14 protein-coding genes are annotated in these 17,471 nt (G+C 53.7%); 11 read left to right on the forward strand and 3 right to left on the reverse strand.

The window, feature by feature from the left end:
* Positions 1-217: 217 nt before the first annotated feature.
* A complete protein-coding gene (locus ABLU78_RS23805) occupies positions 218-1,951 on the reverse strand; it encodes an alpha,alpha-trehalase (protein ID WP_047079653.1) in 1,734 nt (577 codons plus the stop codon).
* Between the two features lie 123 nt (positions 1,952-2,074).
* Entirely contained in the window at positions 2,075-2,845 is a 771-nt protein-coding gene (locus ABLU78_RS23810) for a helix-turn-helix transcriptional regulator (RefSeq protein ID WP_048228920.1), read from the reverse strand.
* Between the two features lie 91 nt (positions 2,846-2,936).
* On the opposite strand from ABLU78_RS23810, the gene ABLU78_RS23815 reads away from it, so the two are divergent.
* From ABLU78_RS23815 to tdcG, 7 genes are all read left to right on the forward strand, one after another.
* On the forward strand, positions 2,937-4,073 hold the full coding sequence (locus tag ABLU78_RS23815; RefSeq protein ID WP_047055898.1) for an MFS transporter: 1,137 nt from the start codon (positions 2,937-2,939) through the stop codon (positions 4,071-4,073).
* A 592-nt stretch (positions 4,074-4,665) separates the two neighbouring features.
* Entirely contained in the window at positions 4,666-5,604 is a 939-nt protein-coding gene (gene tdcA, locus ABLU78_RS23820; protein ID WP_048228919.1) for a transcriptional regulator TdcA, read from the forward strand.
* A 93-nt stretch (positions 5,605-5,697) separates the two neighbouring features.
* Positions 5,698-6,687 carry a bifunctional threonine ammonia-lyase/L-serine ammonia-lyase TdcB gene (tdcB, locus tag ABLU78_RS23825; protein WP_015366079.1) on the forward strand — a complete coding sequence of 330 codons (990 nt, stop codon included), beginning with the start codon at positions 5,698-5,700 and terminating at the stop codon, positions 6,685-6,687.
* A 21-nt stretch (positions 6,688-6,708) separates the two neighbouring features.
* Positions 6,709-8,040 (forward strand): threonine/serine transporter TdcC, encoded by a 1,332-nt coding sequence (gene tdcC / locus ABLU78_RS23830; RefSeq protein ID WP_020078491.1) that lies wholly within the window; start codon positions 6,709-6,711, stop codon positions 8,038-8,040.
* A 29-nt stretch (positions 8,041-8,069) separates the two neighbouring features.
* Positions 8,070-9,278 carry a propionate kinase gene (gene tdcD / locus ABLU78_RS23835; protein ID WP_048228917.1) on the forward strand — a complete coding sequence of 403 codons (1,209 nt, stop codon included), beginning with the start codon at positions 8,070-8,072 and terminating at the stop codon, positions 9,276-9,278.
* A 33-nt stretch (positions 9,279-9,311) separates the two neighbouring features.
* Entirely contained in the window at positions 9,312-11,606 is a 2,295-nt protein-coding gene (gene pflB, locus ABLU78_RS23840) for a formate C-acetyltransferase (protein WP_048228916.1), read from the forward strand.
* An 85-nt stretch (positions 11,607-11,691) separates the two neighbouring features.
* On the forward strand, positions 11,692-13,056 hold the full coding sequence (gene tdcG / locus ABLU78_RS23845; protein WP_045387476.1) for an L-serine ammonia-lyase: 1,365 nt from the start codon (positions 11,692-11,694) through the stop codon (positions 13,054-13,056).
* Between the two features lie 4 nt (positions 13,057-13,060).
* Here tdcG and ABLU78_RS23850 read toward each other — a convergent pair whose 3' ends face one another.
* A complete protein-coding gene (locus tag ABLU78_RS23850; protein WP_048229304.1) occupies positions 13,061-13,747 on the reverse strand; it encodes an RluA family pseudouridine synthase in 687 nt (228 codons plus the stop codon).
* Between the two features lie 191 nt (positions 13,748-13,938).
* Between ABLU78_RS23850 and ABLU78_RS23855 the strand changes: the two genes are divergently transcribed.
* From ABLU78_RS23855 to ABLU78_RS23870, 4 genes are all read left to right on the forward strand, one after another.
* Positions 13,939-14,727: an ABC transporter ATP-binding protein gene (locus ABLU78_RS23855; protein WP_098949183.1), complete on the forward strand. Its 789-nt coding sequence runs from the start codon at positions 13,939-13,941 to the stop codon at positions 14,725-14,727.
* A 15-nt stretch (positions 14,728-14,742) separates the two neighbouring features.
* Positions 14,743-15,699 carry an ABC transporter substrate-binding protein gene (locus ABLU78_RS23860; protein ID WP_032708449.1) on the forward strand — a complete coding sequence of 319 codons (957 nt, stop codon included), beginning with the start codon at positions 14,743-14,745 and terminating at the stop codon, positions 15,697-15,699.
* Positions 15,700-15,707: 8 nt separating this feature from the next.
* The gene (locus ABLU78_RS23865) at positions 15,708-16,703 is read left to right on the forward strand and encodes an iron ABC transporter permease (protein ID WP_072206526.1); all 996 of its coding nucleotides are present in this window, start codon (positions 15,708-15,710) and stop codon (positions 16,701-16,703) included.
* Positions 16,704-17,181: 478 nt separating this feature from the next.
* Positions 17,182-17,460 (forward strand): hypothetical protein, encoded by a 279-nt coding sequence (locus ABLU78_RS23870; RefSeq protein WP_045360639.1) that lies wholly within the window; start codon positions 17,182-17,184, stop codon positions 17,458-17,460.
* Positions 17,461-17,471 lie beyond the last annotated feature (11 nt).

Genomic DNA, 17,471 nt, shown 5'->3' on the forward strand with positions numbered 1-17,471 from the left:
AATCCTGAATAGCGCGGTCTGGCACTCCTGTGCGCCGCCGCGGAAATAAACGAAATGCTTTTTCGTTAAAAATAATGCGAATTATTATCGTTTGCTTTTGCATGATCAAGCAAAATAGTCCTCCTCAGAGCAAGAAGACATTTTGCTGGCTGTCGAGCGGATGATGGGGTGACGTCGATGGAAAAGCGCGGCGAAGATATCGCCGCGCGCAGGGGGATTACTGGGCTTTTTTCTCCGCAGCCGCCACGGCATCGTTCGCGGCTGGCTGTTGGCCGGTGGCGCTTTCTGCCGGTGTCGGCCGGGTCGCCGGCAGGGCATCGCACGGTTTTTCCTGCGGGCAAACCAGGTCGAGCATCTTTAACGTCACGCCATTGGTCCAGCCAAAGCCGTCCTGCAGCGGGTATTCACCGCCGCCGCCGCCGGTACCTGTTGAACTCACGTCATATTTCTCTACCAGCTTCTGCTTGCTGTCATAGGTGTGCTGGACGTTGCTGAGGAAGCGCCAGGTGACCTCCATGGCCACCTTTTTCTGACCGTAGTTCTGCAGGCCTTCCACCGCCACCCACTGCAGCGGCGCCCAGCCGTTTGGCGCGTCCCATTGCTGGCCGCTATTGACCGTGGTCGTGGTGAGGCCGCCGGGCTTCAGCAGGCGGCTTTCGGCGGCGGCGGCGACTTTCGCGGCGCGTTCGCTGGAGGCCGCTTTGACGTACAGCGGGAACAGCGCCGCGGCGGTCAGCTGATTACGGACTTTATGGCTCTTCAGATCGTAATCGGCATACCAGCCTTCTTTATCGTTCCACAGATATTTTTCCAGCGCTTTCTGACGGGCGTTCGCCAGCGCATCGTACTGTCCGGCTTTGGCGCTGTCGCCAGCGGCCTTACTGGCGCGGGCGATGGTTTTTTCCATGTGGAACATCAGCGCATTGAGATCGACAGGAAGGATGCTGGTGGTGCGGATAGTCCCCAATTGCTGCGGATTATCCATCCAGCGAGAGCTGAAGTCCCATCCGGAAGCCGCGGCGGAACGTAGGTCGCGATAGATTTCGGTGGCCGGGCGGTTAGGATTGTTTTTGGCGGTGGTGACATCGTCCAGCCAGGACTCCGGGCGCGGCGTATCGTTATCATCCCAGTAGCGGTTAAGCAGCGCGCCATCTTCCATACGCACCACGCGTTTATTGGCTTTGCCGGGCGTTAGCGCATCGGCGCCTTCCATCCAATAGCGATACTCTTTTTCCATCTGCGGCAGCCAGGTCTTCAGCGCCCGATCGCCATCGTGGCTGGCCAGCAGCTCAACCATAAAGGAGAAGAACGGCGGCTGCGAACGGCTCAGATAGTAGCTGCGGTTGCCGTTTGGAATATGGCCCCAGCGGTCTATTTCGGCAGCGAAGTTGGCCACCATGTCTTCCACTTTATCCCAGTGCCCGCTTTCGGCGAGGCCCAGCATGGTGAAATAACTATCCCAGTAATAAACCTCGCGGAAGCGTCCACCGGGTACCACATAAGGTTTCGGCAGCGGCAGCAGCGAATCCCATTTCTCGACCTCGACGGTGCTGCGGGTTAAAACTGGCCATAGCCCATCGATGTGTTGACGCAGGGTTTGTCCTTTCGGCGGCACGTATTGATCGTTATCACGCGGCAGGGTGAAGTTGATCTCAACGAAATGGCGCAGATCGAAGCTGGCCTGGCTTTTTTGCATTCGATAGTCGGCAAGGATCATCAGCGGATCGCTGTTCGGTACCGCATCAGCGAAGGTTTTTTGGTCAGGGAATAGTTTCGCGCTCTGCACGTCGTTAAACAGCGGGCCTAATAGTTCATCAGGCGATTGCGGTACCGGGGAGGTGTTGTCATCTGCCTGCGCGGCGAATGTCGCCAGGCTTAATATTGCGCCTCCCAGTGCCAGTTGAATAAGGTAGGTCAGGGTTTCCGGGCGACGTAGAACCGATCTCGTCATCGATAATTCTCCATTTTTGCGTTTTGCTGACTTCGCGCCACTGCGAACGGCCATCAGAAAACCTTAGCCGAATATCGGCCGCTTCGCGTGTTGGAGTTAACATTTTGGCCGAAAACAGACTATTTACCTTGCGATGTATTGTCCGGGGGTTTTGCCGGTCTGGCTGCGGAAAAAGTAGATAAAGGCGCTATCGCTGGCAAACTCCAGCGCCTGGGCGACATCCGTAATGCGTTGACCGCTGGCCAATAGCTCAACGGCTTTCATCAACCGCCACTGTTGGCGCCACTGCTGATATGACATGCCGGTTTCACGTTGAAACAGGCGGCTGATGGTCTTTTCTCCGGCGCCGCATTGCGCCGCCAGTTGCTGAAGCTGCGGCGGGTGCCCATGGCCGTTGAGATGGCGCAGACGTTTATCCTGCGGCAGCGTTAGCATCATCGGCTCATGTTTTGCCGCGCCGATTTCCGCCACGCAGAGCGCCGCCAGGTGCCGGGCCGGACCCTGTTGCCAGTCAGTATCCCACAGGCTGGCGCTAATGCGTTCGAGCAACTCGCGCAGCAGCGGGGTAACGTTGAGGATGGCCGGGGCGGCGGGTAGCTCGGGATAATGCGTTTTGGCGAACCACACCGAACGGTAATCAACGATGTGCTGCATTTGGGCGCGGTGCGTCACGCCTGCGGGGATCCACGCCGCGCGGGTCGGCGGTAACATACACAATAGCGCGCCATCATTTAGCGTCAGCCGGATACAACCCTGACGGGTAAATAACATCTGCCCCATTTGATGACGATGCAGACCGTCGTCATGATCGCCGTTAAGCGTGGATTGCACGCCAATCAGCGGCGCACTGAGTGTATCAGGGTCAAAGGATGCATCCGCGCTGAGCCATGCCATAATGTCTGATTCTCGATGTTAAATGTCATTATATTTATAATCGCCGTTTTTGCCGCTCCCTACAATGGCGCCTTTGACGAGGGAGGTGGATATGTTAAGTCGTTCGGCGATGGCGCTGGTTACCGCATTACTCATGTTTCCGCAAATCGCGGAGACGATCTATAGCCCGGCGCTGACTGATATCAGCGCACATTTTTCCGTTAGCGCCGCCGATGCGGCGCAGACGCTGGCGGTCTATTTTATCGGCTTTGCCGTTGGCGTGCTGTTCTGGGGCTGGTTCAGCGACCGGCGCGGGCGGCGGCCGGCGTTATTGCTCGGTCTGGCGGTGTATACCGCAGGTTGTATGCTGGCGCTGGCGGCGCCAGATTTTAGCGTACTGCTGGCGGCTCGTATCGTGGCGGCTTTCGGCGCGGCAATCGGGTCGGTGGTTGGGCAAACGGTGCTGCGGGATGCGTTTGATGGCCGGAGGTTGGCGGCGATCTTTTCTTTTGTCGGCATGGCGCTGGCTATCAGCCCGGCAATTGGCGTTTATCTTGGCGGCGTGCTGACGGCCTGGCGCGGAATGAACGGCGTCTTCGGCGCACTGGCGTTGCTGGCGGCGGCGCTGTTGCTGCTGTGCGCGGTGATCATGCCGGAAACCCGGCCGCCGCGAACGGGGGATCAGGCGCTCTGGCCGTTAATGCTGCGCATGCTGGCGGATGCGAAAATCCGTTTTGCGGTGGCGCTGGTGGCGGCATTGAATATCGGTTTGTTCAGCTATTACAGCCAGGGACCTTTCCTTTTTGCCCGCCTGGGACTGGATGCGCGGACCTTTGGCTATAGCGGCATGGCGCTGGCGGTAGGGGCGTTGGTTGGCGCGCAGGGCAATCGTTTGTTGCTGCGACGTGGAGCAGGGCAGCGGCCTATTTTTATCTGTGCCGGTCTGCTGTTATTGCTCGCCAGCGCAGGCGTATGCCTGTTAGCGGATTCATGGTTCTTTTTGCTGCCGATGATCGCAGTGGCGACAGCCTATGCCATGGCGATCCCCGTAGTGCTGGGAACGGCGCTTAGCGACTACGCTGATTGTCGTGGTAGCGCCGGAGCGCTGTTCGGCCTGACCTATTATTTGGTTATCGGCTTGGGGCTGGCATTGGTGGGGTGGGGGCAATCGCTCGGCGTTGCGTTGGCAATCTGTGCGGTGATTTGCGCGTTAACCGGTTGGCGTTATCTGCGATACATTGATGATTAGTTTCTGGATTTGTGATGATTAGCACAAATCACTATTTAGCAGGTTTGTGAGTGGATGAAAAATCGATATTGATTTTAATCAAGGAATTACCTGCTGCAAAATAGCCAAAAAGCGAGGTTAAAATAATGTTGTAAATGATGCTTTATTGTTTGTTTTTGTTTTCATCTAGATTAATGAAATATATCTTTACATACAAATAAAGCGAAAAATTGTGACCTCATCCCGTAATAAATCGAAATAAATACAGTTTTCTCATTTTATTTGATTGTTTACACCTGAGTTTTAATCAAGAATTAATGTGAAATATCTCCTTTTATTGCTTGAAAATTACCCTTTCCCTGCTCGCATTTGGCTTAAAAATTAACCTTTTTTATCCCCATAAATATTTTTTATCCCCTCATATTTCTTTGACTAAAATCATGCTTAATTTCATGTTTTTGTTTTTATCTTGTTGATTTTAATTTCTTTGTTTTGTTTCATGGATGAGGTTGATTATAGGTGAAAGTGCTTTGTGAGTGGTCTCACACAACCATCGGATCATCATTTGATACACTTTCCGCCGTCAACAAAGTCATTAACGTGGATAACCAATATGAATACTATTCCGCTCCCTAAAACTCAGCACCTGGTTGTATTCCAGGAGGTGATCAGAAGTGGTTCGATTGGTTCGGCAGCGAAAGAGTTAGGATTAACTCAACCTGCAGTCAGTAAAACGATTAATGATATTGAAGACTATTTTGGCACTGAGCTTATTGTCCGTAAAAATACCGGTGTTACGTTGACGGAGGCCGGACAGGTGCTGTTGAGCTGGTCGGAGTCGATTACCCGCGAAATGAAAAATATGGTTAACGAAATGAACAGCATGACCTGCAGCACCGTCGTTGACGTCTCTTTCGGTTTCCCGTCGCTAATCGGCTTCACTATTATGTCGGATATGATCCATAAATTCAAAAAGTTATTTCCCAAAGCACAGGTCTCGATGTACGAAGCGCAGCTTTCATCGTTCCTGCCAGCGATTCGCGATGGCCGTCTCGATTTCGCCATCGGCACGTTGAGCGATGAGATGAAGCTGCACGATCTGCATGTCGAACCGCTATTTGAATCGGAGTTCGTGCTGGTGGCCAGCAAATCGCGAACGCGCAGCGGCAGTGCCACGCTGGCATCGTTACAGCACGAACAGTGGGTATTGCCGCAAACTAATATGGGTTACTACAGTGAACTCCTCGCCACGCTTCAACGCAGCGGCATCAACAATGAAAACATCGTTAAAACAGACTCTGTCGTTACTATTTATAATCTTGTTCTCAATGCTGATTTCCTGACGGTTATTCCTTGTGATATGACCGCACCTTTTGGCTCTAATCAATTTATTACCATTCCTGTCGAGGATGCGTTACCGGTGGCGCATTATGCTGCAGTGTGGTCGAAAAATTATCGCATTAAAAGCGCGGCCTCGGCGTTAGTTGAATTAGCGAAAGAATATTCAGCCCATAGCGGCTGCCGACGACGACAATTAATTACCGTGGACTAATTGTTTTTTATATTAATTGAAACTTAAGCTGCGATCTGTTTATCAATCGCTGCCCATTAACGCTATTTTTTAATTCCAGGTTAAGAGGTTCTCATGCATATTACATACGATCTTCCGGTTGCTATTGAAGATATCCTCGAAGCGAAAAAAAGATTGGCAGGTAAAATATATAAAACGGGGATGCCGCGCTCAAATTATTTCAGTGAACGATGCAAAGGCGAAATATTCCTTAAGTTTGAAAATATGCAGCGCACCGGTTCTTTTAAAATTCGCGGCGCGTTTAATAAACTCAGCTCGCTGACCGATGCCGAAAAGCGCAAAGGCGTGGTGGCGTGTTCCGCCGGTAACCATGCGCAGGGCGTTTCGCTCTCCTGCGCTATGCTCGGTATTGACGGCAAAGTGGTGATGCCGAAAGGCGCGCCAAAATCGAAAGTTGCCGCCACCTGCGACTATTCGGCGGAAGTAGTGCTACATGGCGATAACTTTAACGACACCATCGCCAAAGTCAGCGAAATTGTCGAAATGGAAGGGCGTATATTTATTCCTCCCTACGATGACCCGAAAGTGATAGCCGGCCAGGGGACTATTGGTCTGGAAATCATGGAGGATTTATATGATGTCGATAACGTTATTGTGCCGATTGGCGGCGGCGGTTTAATTGCCGGTATCGCGGTGGCGATTAAATCGATCAACCCGACTATTCGTATTATTGGCGTACAGTCGGAAAACGTTCACGGCATGGCCGCCTCGTATTACGCCGGAGAAATTACCAATCATCGCACTAATGCCACCCTTGCTGACGGTTGCGACGTTTCTCGTCCGGGAAATATTACCTATCAGATCGTGCGTGAATTAGTCGACGATATTGTGCTGGTTAGCGAAGACGAAATTCGCAACAGTATGGTCGCACTTATTCAACGCAATAAAGTGATTACCGAAGGGGCCGGGGCGTTAGCCTGTGCCGCATTATTAAGCGGTAAGCTGGACAGCTATATTCAGAACCGAAAAACCGTCAGCATTATTTCCGGCGGTAATATCGACCTGTCTCGCGTATCGCAAATTACTGGTTTAGTTGACGCTTAATCTTTTTGATGAGGATAGGATATGAGTACTACAGATAGCATTGTATCCAGCCAGACAAAAGAGTCGTCCTGGCGCAAATCGGACACCACCTGGACCCTGGGCTTATTCGGCACCGCCATTGGCGCCGGGGTATTATTCTTCCCGATCCGCGCCGGCTTCGGCGGCCTGATCCCCATCTTACTAATGTTAGTGCTGGCCTACCCGATCGCCTTCTATTGCCACCGGGCGCTGGCGCGGCTGTGCCTTTCCGGCTCAAATCCTTCCGGCAACATCACCGAAACGGTAGAGGAGCACTTTGGTAAAACCGGCGGGGTGGTGATTACCTTCCTTTATTTCTTTGCGATTTGCCCGCTGCTGTGGATTTACGGCGTGACAATCACTAATACCTTTATGACCTTCTGGGAAAACCAGCTGCAGTTGCCGGCGCTGAACCGCGGTTTTGTCGCGCTGTTCCTGCTGCTGCTAATGGCGTTCGTCATCTGGTTCGGTAAAGACCTGATGGTGAAAGTGATGAGCTATCTGGTATGGCCATTTATCGCCAGCCTGGTGCTGATTTCGCTGTCGCTGATCCCTTACTGGAACTCCGCGGTCATCGATCAGGTGAATTTAAGCGAGATCTCGCTGACCGGTCACGATGGCATTCTGGTGACCGTCTGGTTGGGTATTTCGATTATGGTGTTCTCGTTTAACTTCTCGCCTATTGTCTCTTCATTCGTGGTTTCCAAGCGCGAAGAGTATGAAAAAGAGTTTGGTCGCGAGTTCACCGAGCGCAAATGTTCACAGATTATCTCTCGCGCCAGCATGCTGATGGTGGCCGTGGTAATGTTCTTTGCCTTCAGCTGCCTGTTTACGCTGTCGCCGCAGAATATGGCCGATGCCAAGGCACAGAATATCCCGGTGCTCTCATACCTGGCGAACCACTTCGCCTCGCTGTCCGGCACCAAATCCACCTTTGCCACGGTGCTTGAATATGGCGCGTCAATCATTGCGCTGGTGGCGATTTTCAAATCCTTCTTCGGCCACTATCTCGGCACGCTGGAAGGCCTGAACGGTCTGGTGCTGAAGTTTGGCTACAAAGGCGATAAAACGCGCGTTTCCAGCGGCAAGCTCAACACCATCAGCATGATTTTTATCATGGGCTCAACGTGGATTGTCGCCTACGCCAACCCGAACATTCTCGACCTGATTGAAGCGATGGGCGCGCCGATTATTGCCTCGCTGCTGTGCCTGCTGCCGATGTACGCCATTCGTAAAGCGCCATCGTTGGCGAAATATCGCGGCCGCCTGGACAACGTCTTCGTCACGGTAATCGGTCTGCTGACCATTCTGAACATCGTTTACAAACTGTTTTAATTAAGCTCAGGACGAGCGGAGTGATCGACATGAATGAATATCCGGTAGTACTGGTCATTAACTGCGGCTCGTCTTCAATTAAATTTTCAGTACTTGATGCCGCCAGCTGTGAAGTATTAATGGCTGGTATTGCAGATAGCATTAATTCTGAAAATGCGTTCCTGTCAATAAATGGTGGAGAGCCGGCTAAGCTGGCTCACCGCAGCTATGAGGGCGCATTGAAGGCGATCGCATTTGAATTAGAAAAACGCGATTTAGTTGATAGCGTGGCGTTAATTGGCCACCGTATCGCGCACGGCGGCAGTATATTTACCGAATCGGTGATCATTACCGATGACGTTATCGACAATATTCGCCAGGTGTCGCCGCTGGCGCCGCTACATAATTACGCCAATCTCAGCGGTATTGAATCAGCGCAGCAGTTATTCCCCGGCGTACTGCAGGTGGCGGTGTTTGATACCAGCTTTCATCAGACGCTGGCGCCAGAGGCATTTCTTTACGGCCTGCCGTGGGACTATTACCAGCGCTTGGGCGTGCGTCGCTATGGTTTCCACGGCACCTCGCACCGTTATGTGGCTCAGCGTGCGCTGGCGCTGCTTGATTTACCCGAGCAGGATAGCGGGCTGGTCATTGCTCATCTTGGCAACGGCGCGTCGATTTGTGCGGTACGCAACGGCCACAGCGTGGACACCTCGATGGGCATGACGCCGTTGGAAGGCCTGATGATGGGTACCCGCAGCGGGGATGTCGATTTTGGCGCGATGGCGTGGATTGCCAGCGAAACTAACCAGACGCTCAGCGATCTGGAACGCGTGGTGAATAAGGAGTCCGGATTGTTGGGGATATCCGGATTGTCATCCGACCTGCGGGTGCTGGAAAAAGCCTGGCATGAGGGGCATGAACGCGCGCGGTTGGCGATTAAAACCTTTGTGCATCGTATCGCCCGCCACATTGCGGGTCATGCCGCCTCGCTACGCCGCCTTGACGCGATTATTTTTACCGGCGGCATCGGCGAAAATTCGGTATTAATCCGCCAACTGGTGATTGAGCATTTAGCGGTATTTGGCGTCAGCCTGAACGATGCGTTAAATAAACAACCCAACTCCGCCGGTGAACGCATTATCTCTTCCCGCGAGGCTCGAGTGATATCTGCAGTCATACCCACCAATGAAGAGAAGATGATTGCGCTCGATGCTATTCATTTAGGCAAAATTAATGCATCCCTGGAATTTGCTTAATTACGTTGTTGTCCTGTAGAGAGATTATTTTTCATGAAGGTAAATATCGATACCAGCGATATGCTGTACGCCGAAGCATGGCACGGATTTAACGGTACGGACTGGAAAGAAGAAATTAATGTCCGTGACTTTATTCAGCACAACTATACGCCATATACCGGGGATGAATCGTTCCTCGCACAGGCGACGCCGGCGACGACCGCGCTGTGGGAAAAAGTGATGGCCGGCATTCGCGTAGAGAACGCCACCCACGCGCCGGTTGATTTTGATACCAATATCGCCACCACCATTACCGCTCACGATGCCGGCTATATCGACCAGGCGCTGGAGAAAATTGTCGGTCTGCAAACGGATAAACCGCTCAAGCGCGCGCTACATCCGTTTGGCGGCATTAACATGATTAAAAGCTCGTTTGATGCCTATGGCCGGGAAATGGATAGCCAGTTTGAATATCTGTTTAGCGAGCTGCGTAAAACCCACAATCAGGGGGTATTTGACGCCTATTCGCCCGATATGCTGCGCTGCCGTAAATCCGGCGTGTTGACTGGCCTGCCGGACGGCTATGGCCGCGGGCGTATTATTGGCGACTACCGCCGCGTGGCGCTATACGGCATTCGCTACCTGGTGCGTGAACGTGAGCTGCAGTTTGCCGATCTGCAGGCAACGCTCGAGCGCGGGCAGGATCTGGAAGCCACTATTCGTCTGCGTGAAGAGCTGGCGGAGCACCGCCGCGCGCTGCTGCAAATGCAGGAGATGGCGGCGAAATATGGCTGTGATATCTCCCGCCCGGCGCGCAACGCCCAGGAAGCGGTACAGTGGTTGTACTTCGCCTATCTGGCGGCGGTGAAATCGCAAAACGGCGGCGCGATGTCGCTTGGGCGCACCGCCTCTTTCCTCGATATCTATATCGAGCGCGACTTCCACGCCGGGATCCTCAATGAACAACAGGCCCAGGAGCTGATCGACCACTTCATTATGAAGATCCGCATGGTGCGTTTCCTGCGTACGCCGGAATTCGACACGCTGTTCTCCGGCGATCCCATCTGGGCAACCGAAGTGATTGGCGGGATGGGGCTGGATGGCCGCACGCTGGTGACTAAAAACTCTTTCCGCTATCTGCATACGTTGCACACCATGGGCCCGGCGCCGGAACCTAACCTTACCGTATTGTGGTCTGAAGCGCTGCCGATTGCCTTTAAGAAATACGCCGCCCAGGTTTCGATCGTCACTTCCTCGCTACAGTATGAAAACGATGACCTGATGCGCGCCGATTTCAACAGTGATGATTACGCCATTGCCTGCTGCGTCAGCCCGATGGTCATCGGCAAACAGATGCAGTTCTTCGGCGCGCGCGCCAACCTCGCCAAAACGCTGCTGTACGCAATCAATGGCGGGGTGGATGAGAAACTCAAAATCCAGGTCGGGCCGAAAACCGCGCCGCTGATGGACGACGTGCTGGATTACGACAAAGTGATGGCCAGCCTCGATCATTTTATGGATTGGCTGGCGGTGCAGTACATCAGCGCGCTGAACATCATTCATTACATGCATGATAAATACAGTTATGAAGCCTCGCTGATGGCGCTGCACGACCGCGATGTATACCGCACCATGGCCTGCGGGATTGCCGGTCTGTCGGTGGCGGCGGATTCGCTTTCGGCTATTAAGCACGCGAAGGTGAAACCCATCCGCGACGACAGCGGCCTGGCGATCGATTTTGAGATTGAAGGCGAGTATCCGCAGTACGGCAATAACGATCAGCGCGTCGATAGTATTGCCTGCGATCTCGTTGAACGCTTTATGAAGAAAATTAAGGTGTTGCCGACCTACCGTAACGCGGTGCCGACGCAGTCGATTCTGACGATTACCTCAAACGTGGTGTACGGTCAGAAAACTGGTAATACCCCGGATGGCCGCCGCGCCGGTACGCCGTTTGCGCCGGGGGCAAATCCGATGCATGGCCGCGATCGTAAAGGGGCGGTCGCTTCGTTGACTTCCGTGGCTAAGCTGCCGTTCACCTACGCGAAGGATGGAATCTCTTATACCTTCTCGATCGTCCCGGCGGCGTTAGGCAAAGAGGCGAGCGTCCGGCAAACCAACCTTGTCGGTCTGCTTGATGGCTACTTCCACCACGAAGAACGGATCGAGGGCGGCCAGCATCTGAACGTCAACGTGATGAACCGCGAGATGCTGCTGGACGCCATAGCTCATCCGGAAAATTATCCGAACCTGACCATCCGCGTCTCTGGCTATGCGGTGCGCTTTAATGCGCTGACCCATGAACAGCAGCAGGATGTCATTTCGCGAACCTTCACCCAGGCGCTGTAACGCACGGGGCGACGATCATGGTCGCCCCATTTTTTTCGTGGCTATGAAACCTGGTCTTCACTACACGGTAAACCGAGGTGTGAATATGATTAGCGCTTTCGATATTTTCAAAATTGGTATTGGCCCTTCGAGCTCCCATACGGTGGGGCCGATGAATGCAGGAAAAAGTTTTATCACCGAGCTGGCGACCCGCGGCAACCTGGCGCAGACTACGCGCATTGTCGTCGATCTGTACGGTTCGCTATCGCTCACTGGCAAAGGGCATGCGACCGATGTCGCCATCATCATGGGGCTGGCCGGAAATAGTCCGCAGGATGTCGATATTGACGCCATCCCGGGATTTATTCAGCGGGTGACAGAGAGTGGCCGTCTACCGGTGGCGAAGGGGAGCCGACAGGTCGATTTCCCGCTGCCGGAGAGCATCGTATTTCATGATAGCGCGCTGGCACGCCATGAGAACGGTATGCGCATCAGCGCTTGGGATCATCAGCAACCGCTACTCAGTAAAACCTATTACTCAATTGGCGGCGGGTTTATCGTTGAGGAGGCATGTTTTGGCCAGACTCACGATGTTGCAACGCCGGTCCCCTTTGATTTCCGCTCCGCCCATCAACTGCTTCAGCTGTGCGAGCACAATGGCCTTTCCATCTCTGGCCTGATGATGCAAAACGAGCTGGCGCTGCGCGATAAGGGACAAATCGAGGCCGGTTTCGCCGCCATTTACGCGGTGATGCATAACGGTATTGAGCGGGGAATGAATACCGAGGGCGTGCTGCCGGGGCCGCTCAACGTACCGCGCAGAGCAGCTGCGCTGCGCCGACAGCTGGTGGCCAGCGACAGCCTTTCCCGCGACCCGATGAACGTTATCGACTGGATCAATATGTTCGCGCTGGCGGTGAGCGAAGAGAACGCCGCCGGCGGCCGGGTCGTCACTGCGCCGACCAATGGCGCATGCGGGATTATTCCGGCGGTTCTGGCCTATTACGACAAGTTTCGCCGCCCGGTCAATGCCAACTCGATTGCCCGCTATCTGCTGGCTGCGGCGGCTATCGGTTCACTGTATAAGATGAATGCCTCTATATCTGGCGCAGAAGTTGGCTGTCAGGGCGAAATTGGCGTGGCCTGCTCTATGGCGGCGGCAGGGTTGACAGAACTGCTTGGCGGCAGCCCGGCGCAGGTATGCAACGCCGCGGAAATTGCGATGGAACATAACCTCGGTCTGACCTGCGATCCGGTGGCCGGACAGGTGCAAATTCCCTGCATCGAACGCAATGCCATCAATGCGGTGAAGGCGGTAAACGCCGCGCGGATGGCGCTCCGTCGTACCAGCGAGCCGCGGGTCTGTCTCGACAAGGTTATTGAGACGATGTATGAAACCGGCAAAGATATGAACGATAAATATCGCGAAACCTCGCGCGGCGGGCTGGCGATAAAAGTGATTTGCGCCTGACGAATCAAAAAGGACTGGGCTGGCACGCCGCTATCGCTTTACCGCTGACCGGATGATGAAAATGCAGTTCACTGGCGTGGAGCATCAGGCGTGAGGCCTGATGCTCCACCAGCCCTCCGTAGAGATCGCAGCCGAGAATCGGATAGCCGAGATGCTGGCAGTGGATGCGTAGCTGATGGGTGCGTCCGGTTTCCGGCAGCAGCCGCACGCGCGTTACCGCCAGCGAACCACCGGCTATTGGCAACCATTCCCGTGATAGCACCTGATAGCGCGAGCGCGCCGGTTTACCATTACGCGCGCTAATCGCCATGCGCGGAAACAGCGCCGGATCCTTGGCAATCGGCGCGTCTATAATCCCTTCATCTTCCTCTGGATGTCCGCATAACAGGGCGTGATAGACCTTGCTTACCGCCCGCTGGCTGAACTGCTGACACAGCGCGGCGTTGATCGTTTTGTTACGTGCGACCACCATCAGCCCGGACGTCCCGAAATCGAGTCGATGCACCAGCGTGCATCCCGGAAAATCCCGCACCAGGCGATGATGAACTGAATCCTGGTTCTGCGGGTTCTTACCCGACAGGCTGAGCAGGCCGCTGGGTTTGTCGATCAACAACAAATGCGCGTCCTCGTAGAGGATCTTAATCTGCGCGGAACAAGGTGGGGCGATAAAGGTATCAATGACGGTGGACATGGGCAGGCGCTGCATAAGGGGGAGGGGGGATGATAGCGAATCTCTGTCCGGAAGGCGACCTGGGAGTGTACGCTCCGGCACTGAAGACCTTTTTTAAAGTATTGCGATAACAAATTATGCAACCCCCTTTGCAGAGACGAGCTGGCTGTGGTACATAGTTGTTATGTTATAACATAATAAAATCGATAAGTATGCTTAAGAGTGATACTGAAATACTTAGCATCAAGGGGCTGAGTCTGACTGTCAAAAAGGGGACGGTAATACTTGACGGTATTCATTTCTCACTCCGAGCCGGGGAAAAGTTGGCGGTTATTGGACCTAACGGCAGCGGTAAGTCGAGCCTATTAAGAGCCATTATTGGCGAAGTCAATCCGGATAAAGGAACGCTGTACTGGCAGGGGTGTCAACTACGGCATCTGTCGCCACAAGCGCGCGCGCGGAATATTGCCTTCCTGTCGCAAAACGATATCCCCGATTTGCGCCTGACGGTGGAAGAGTATGTTCAATTGGGCCGTTTACCGTATCGCGAATCACCGTCCTCGGCGCAGGGACGGCGCATCGTGGATAGCGTTATTAGTGATACGGGTCTGCAGCCTTTACGCCATCGCCCGCTGGGCAACCTCTCCGGTGGTCAGCGTCAGCGCGCCGCGCTTGCCCGCGCGCTGGCGCAATCCCCCGAATTACTATTGCTGGATGAGCCGACCAATCACCTCGATCCGCTGGCGAGAAGCGAGTTGCTTACCCTGGTAAAGCGCACAGAGGTGGCGGTGATTGCGGTGTTACACGATCTTGCCGCGGCTGAAGCCTTTGCCGACCGAATGCTGGTTATCCACCACGGCAAGCAGGTGATTTGCGACGTACCCGAGGCTGCGCTGCACCCCAGCGTAAGCTATCCGGTTTTTGGCATGACCAGTTTTCGCGTGGCGCATCCCGTGAGCGGTAAAGCGCTGCGCATTTTTGAAGTTCCTCATCACGCTTAATGACCTCGAGTAAATATGAATAGACTTTTAACTATTTTATGGCTGCTGTTAAGTAGCCCGTTCGCGTTAGCGAATCCATTTCCCGTTACCGTGGACAGCTGCGGTAAACCCATCACCTTTAATCAACCCCCACAGCGTGCGGTAATTAACGATCTTAATATGGCGGAAATGGCCTTCGCGCTCGATCTCCAGGATCGGATTGTGGGGCTAACCGGCATCACCGGCTGGTATAAACTAACACCACAGTTCAAAGCAGCGATGGGGGCCATCCCCGAGCTGGCGCCTAAATACCCGTCGCTGGAAACGCTGCTGGCGGTCCGGCCGGACTTTTTCTTCGCCGGCTGGAACTACGGCATGAAAATTGGCGGCGATGTGACGCCGCAGACGCTGGCGCCATATGGGATTAACACGTTGGTATTGAGCGAGAGTTGCGTACAGGCCGGTGGGCAGGCAAAGAAAGCCGACATGAGTTTGCTTTATAACGATGAACTCAAGTTGGGTAAGATTTTTGGCAAGCAACAACAGGCCGAGGCGCTGGTGGAAGGGTGGAAACGTCGGCTGGCGAACCTGCCTGTCAGGCCAGCAAATACGCTGCCTCAGCGGGTCTTTGTCTATGACTCCGGCGAGGATAAGCCCTTTACCAGCGGCAAGTACGGGATGCCGACGGCCATTATCGAGGCGGCCGGGGGACGCAACGTGATGGATACTCTGGACGCGAACTGGACCACGACGAGCTGGGAGGCGGTGGCGGCCAGCGAACCACAGGTGATTATTCTGCTCGATTACCAAACCGGCACGGGAACCGCGGCGCTGCAGCGTGTACTCGAATCTCATCCCCTGATGAAACAGACGCCCGCCGTCCGGCAGCAGCGTTATCTTAATCTACAGTATGCTGAATTGACTCCGGGTCCGGCGAATATTGCGGCGGTTGAGAAGCTGGCGCACCTCTTATATGCCACGGACGTGAAATGAGGCCGTCAATGCAACGTTTTGTTCTATGGACGGCGCTGGCATCCGTCGTTTTATGCGGCATGATGATAGCGAGTCTGCAGTGGGGGAGTGTGGAACTCTCGTGGCGACAGGTGCTATCCGCGTTGGGCCTGGCATCCGCTCCCGTTGCCGAAATAGTGAAAACTATCGTCATTGACTTACGCCTACCGCGAGTCCTGCTGGCGGCGCTAACCGGCGCGGGGCTGGCGATCGTCGGCTTGCTCTTACAGACCACGACACGCAACGAACTGGCCGATCCGTTTTTGTTTGGCCTGTCTTCAGGCGCTTCCGCTGGCGCGGTGCTGGTGATCACCCGCTTCGGCGATGTACTGGGGCCACTCACGCTGCCGGGCTCGGCTTTCGTCGGCGGGATATTATCCGCGCTGGCGGTGATGATATTGTTTCGCGTCAACCAGCTAAGGCGAGCGGAACAGTTAATCATCTGTGGCCTGGCGGTGTCGTTTCTTTTCAGCGCGCTGACCAGCTATCTGGTCTTTTCCGGCGACCAGCGGGCGGCTGGTTCGTTGCTATTCTGGTCATTGGGCGGTCTGGGACTGGCGCGATGGGACAACCTGTTCATTCCCTTATTGAGCCTGGCGTTGTTGAGTGGATTTACCCTGCGCCGCTGGCGGGCGCTGGATGCGCTGTTGGCGGGGGAACAGACGGCCTGCTCGCTGGGCGTCGAGGTTGAGCGGTTGAGAAGCGAAACCTTCCTCTGCTGCGCGTTGGCTACCGCTTTGCTGGTTTCTATAACCGGGGTTATTGGTTTCGTCGGCCTGATGGTGCCTTACCTGGCGCGTCGGGCCGTTGGCGTCAGGCATCGAATGGCCGTGCCGATGTGCGGTTTGCTTGGCGCGATATTGCTCACTGGCGGCGATATACTCAGCCGAAGCCTGATAGCGAATCAAGAATTACCGATTGGTATTATCACTGCCGGGCTTGGCGGCGCGTTTATTGTCGGGTTGCTGATGCGGGCAATAGGATAAGCCGAGTCAAGGGAAAAAAAGAGATTGACCCATTATTGCGCGTAAATAATGGGTTCTATTATTTAAATGAATATTACTTGCCGGTAATAAAATCATTCTCCACTGTAGAAGGGAGATTTCTCCGGCTAGTGCGCTTTAAGACGAGGTAGAGTGTTTGTAAATAATTCGCCAAAAATATAATTGTGACAAAAAGCCTTTCAGGCCAATATTGCTGCGGCCTGGCGATAAGTGATGATTTATATCAATGGAATAGGCATCATTGGCGCATGCCCCGTCCGTTAGTAAGTTTCTGGTTTAATTTACCGCGAAAAGCACCTATTGCAACGCATTATATTGTCATATTGCAATTGTCAGTTGCTTTGTTTTTTATTCTCGCGGTGAATATTCTTGATATCAATCTAAATATAGTTCATTAATCTGGGTGGTTAACTAAAACCAGCGATTCATTCTGAAACGGTTCGGATATATAAGGAATGTAATGAACGACGCCTTTCCGGGTGAGCGACTCAGTGCCCGTATTCATTCACAATTGGCACTGCATAACGAAATTGAACAGAGGGTTGTCGAGCTGTTGCTTAAATCCCTGAGCGTGAGTCGTTTCAGTAATATTAAAACCCATCCGCTAATCATTCAAGAAAAAATAAATATCAATAATAATAATTCAACTTTTCTCTTTCGAAATACCGTTCGCCAATCAGTTAGCGTGGTGAAATTAAATATCGGATTGATGAACACCTTATTGAAGAAGCAAGAGTAACGCACAGGAGG

It is taken from the genome of Klebsiella sp. JN_Kp122 (assembly GCF_040062085.1).
GTDB lineage: Bacteria > Pseudomonadota > Gammaproteobacteria > Enterobacterales > Enterobacteriaceae > Klebsiella > Klebsiella aerogenes.

Coding starts and splice junctions, on each gene's coding strand:
- pflB (WP_048228916.1), top strand. CDS start 9,312: ATGAAGGTAAATATCGATACCAGCGATATGCTGTACGCCGAAGCATGG.
- ABLU78_RS23855 (WP_098949183.1), top strand. CDS start 13,939: ATGCTTAAGAGTGATACTGAAATACTTAGCATCAAGGGGCTGAGTCTG.
- ABLU78_RS23865 (WP_072206526.1), top strand. CDS start 15,708: ATGCAACGTTTTGTTCTATGGACGGCGCTGGCATCCGTCGTTTTATGC.
- ABLU78_RS23805 (WP_047079653.1), bottom strand. CDS start 1,951: ATGACGAGATCGGTTCTACGTCGCCCGGAAACCCTGACCTACCTTATT.
- ABLU78_RS23810 (WP_048228920.1), bottom strand. CDS start 2,845: ATGGCATGGCTCAGCGCGGATGCATCCTTTGACCCTGATACACTCAGT.
- ABLU78_RS23850 (WP_048229304.1), bottom strand. CDS start 13,747: ATGTCCACCGTCATTGATACCTTTATCGCCCCACCTTGTTCCGCGCAG.
- tdcC (WP_020078491.1), top strand. CDS start 6,709: ATGAGTACTACAGATAGCATTGTATCCAGCCAGACAAAAGAGTCGTCC.
- ABLU78_RS23860 (WP_032708449.1), top strand. CDS start 14,743: ATGAATAGACTTTTAACTATTTTATGGCTGCTGTTAAGTAGCCCGTTC.
- tdcB (WP_015366079.1), top strand. CDS start 5,698: ATGCATATTACATACGATCTTCCGGTTGCTATTGAAGATATCCTCGAA.
- tdcA (WP_048228919.1), top strand. CDS start 4,666: ATGAATACTATTCCGCTCCCTAAAACTCAGCACCTGGTTGTATTCCAG.
- tdcG (WP_045387476.1), top strand. CDS start 11,692: ATGATTAGCGCTTTCGATATTTTCAAAATTGGTATTGGCCCTTCGAGC.
- tdcD (WP_048228917.1), top strand. CDS start 8,070: ATGAATGAATATCCGGTAGTACTGGTCATTAACTGCGGCTCGTCTTCA.
- ABLU78_RS23870 (WP_045360639.1), top strand. CDS start 17,182: ATGAACGACGCCTTTCCGGGTGAGCGACTCAGTGCCCGTATTCATTCA.
- ABLU78_RS23815 (WP_047055898.1), top strand. CDS start 2,937: ATGTTAAGTCGTTCGGCGATGGCGCTGGTTACCGCATTACTCATGTTT.